Consider the following 1,891-nt stretch of genomic DNA (forward strand, 5'->3'; position numbering starts at 1 on the left):
GTTATCCGAACTCCTACGTCCTCTGGTCAGTAATTGAACTGACGACAGGGCGAGGCAACAATAGGGATCGGAACGACGTGGTAGACGTTTCTGCAAGTCATAGCTTCGTGGCACATTCGCGCGACGACGGAACGCGCGGCCAGTTGGAACAGTCGCAACTTGACGCGTTGCTTTCGAGCATTCGGGCATGCCGCGTGTGCGTCGAGGAGTTCGGCCATGAACCGCGCCCGGTGGTGCAGGTGGCCCCCGGCACCCGGCTGTTGATCTGTGGACAGGCGCCGGGGCGACGCGTGCATGAAAGCGGACTTCCGTTCGATGACCCGTCGGGCGACCGGCTGCGCGAGTGGCTTGGAGTGGATCGGCGCGCCTTCTATGCGGACCCGCGTATCGGCGTGGCCCCCATGGCGTTCTGCTTTCCGGGGACCAATCCCAAAGGCGGCGACTATCCGCCACCGCCCAGGTGCGCCGCGCTCTGGCGGCAGTCGCTCCTGGCATGTCTGCCGAAGGTGGAACTTACGGTGCTGGTCGGCGCTTATGCTCAGCGGTGGGCGTTGGGAGACACGCCGAGGCGTTCGATGACCGAGACCGTCGCGGCATGGCGCACCTATGGGCCTGCGGTGATCCCGCTGCCGCACCCCTCCTGGAGATGTGCAGGCTGGCTGCGGCGCAACTCATGGTTCGAGAATGAGTTGGCGCCCTATCTGCGCGTTCGGGTCGCTGCCATTCTAAGCGGCGCCATTACCCTTCATGAACCGGCCACACGCTCTCGATAAGGCAAGCCCGCGGCGACCTTCTCCGCGCAGATCGCGAGAACCGCAGGCGTGACGTTATCCGGGCCCAAGCAGAGAGACCGCCATCCAATGGACGATCAAATAGTCGGCGATGTTTCGGCTATGGCATCTCCACCAGAGCACTTCGGAACACACGACCGTGCATTTCGGCTGCTTGTTCAGGTCGATCGTCGGACACGACCAGTTCGACGTCCCTGAGGCCTCACGCTTTCAAGCCGACGAGAAATCCCGCCAGGTCGAGCGGTTGTCGCGATTGGCCATCTCGATGGCTCTGGCGCCTTCCGTCCCAGTCAATCCCGACGGAAATCAGCACCGCCTGGCCCATGACGATGCCGACTTCGCAGACCTTCTCGTAGCGAGCATCGACAATGAGGTAAGGGAACGGCTCCTGGAGCGGGCGATTGGCAAAGGCGGGGAGGCTCTCGTCCAGCGGCTTGCGCCCGCTCGGAAAGCTAGTAGCGCTCGAACAACTCCGCCGAGAAGCGGCCCTGCCGGTTCTGCGGCACCCTGAGTCCGAGCTTGCCGGCGCGCGTGACGAGCGTGCGACCGTAATGGCCCGAACGATAGGCGAGCCGCTCCGGCGTGCGCTAGCATTTCTCGGCTCCAAGCACCTCATCCATCTCGCCCTCCAGGACTTCCTGCATCACCGCGCGGATCACATCGCGCAGCCCATCAGGGCTCGAAAGCAGAATGTGGCGGAACTCGGTGACGTTGAATATCACCAGCCTGCCATGACCGCCCTTTCTCAGCGAATTTGCAGAACTCACAGCACACAACCTTGTCTCGTGGCCCAGCGAAATGAAACTGCAGGGCTGGCGGCGTCCGGGCGCTGACCGCCGCGACGCCCCTCGCTGGCCGATGAAGAGCCCGTCCTTTCCGGGCATTCAGAAAGAAAACCCGGCATTTGCAGAAGACCAGACGGCTTTTCGGGGCCTAGGTTGGCGCAATTGAGCACGCATTGAGCTCGCTGACCAAGGATCATCCCCATGACCACCAACGCCCTCCGCCTTCGCGCCGCACCGCTCCGTACCCCTTCCGATCTCGGCGAGAATGCCGTGACAGATATCTCTGCCGCTCTCACCGGGTTGCTAGCCGATACC

Annotated in this window: 1 protein-coding gene and 2 pseudogenes; 2 read left to right on the forward strand and 1 reads right to left on the reverse strand. The window is 63.0% G+C overall.

From position 1 onward, the window contains the following. The first annotated feature begins 143 nt into the window (after nt 1-143). Nucleotides 144-773 carry a uracil-DNA glycosylase family protein gene (locus EN984_RS32980; protein WP_127270300.1) on the forward strand — a complete coding sequence of 210 codons (630 nt, stop codon included), beginning with the start codon at nt 144-146 and terminating at the stop codon, nt 771-773. Nucleotides 774-996: 223 nt separating this feature from the next. Here the strand turns inward: EN984_RS32980 and EN984_RS32985 are convergent. Continuing rightward, a pseudogene (locus EN984_RS32985) lies at nt 997-1,435 on the reverse strand (transposase); the annotation flags it as partial. Between the two features lie 342 nt (nt 1,436-1,777). Between EN984_RS32985 and EN984_RS39130 the strand changes: the two are divergent. Further along, nucleotides 1,778-1,891: pseudogene (locus tag EN984_RS39130) on the forward strand (DNA starvation/stationary phase protection protein); the annotation flags it as partial.

This window comes from Mesorhizobium sp. M7A.F.Ca.CA.004.12.1.1 (assembly GCF_003997835.1).
Classification (GTDB): Bacteria; Pseudomonadota; Alphaproteobacteria; order Rhizobiales; family Rhizobiaceae; genus Mesorhizobium.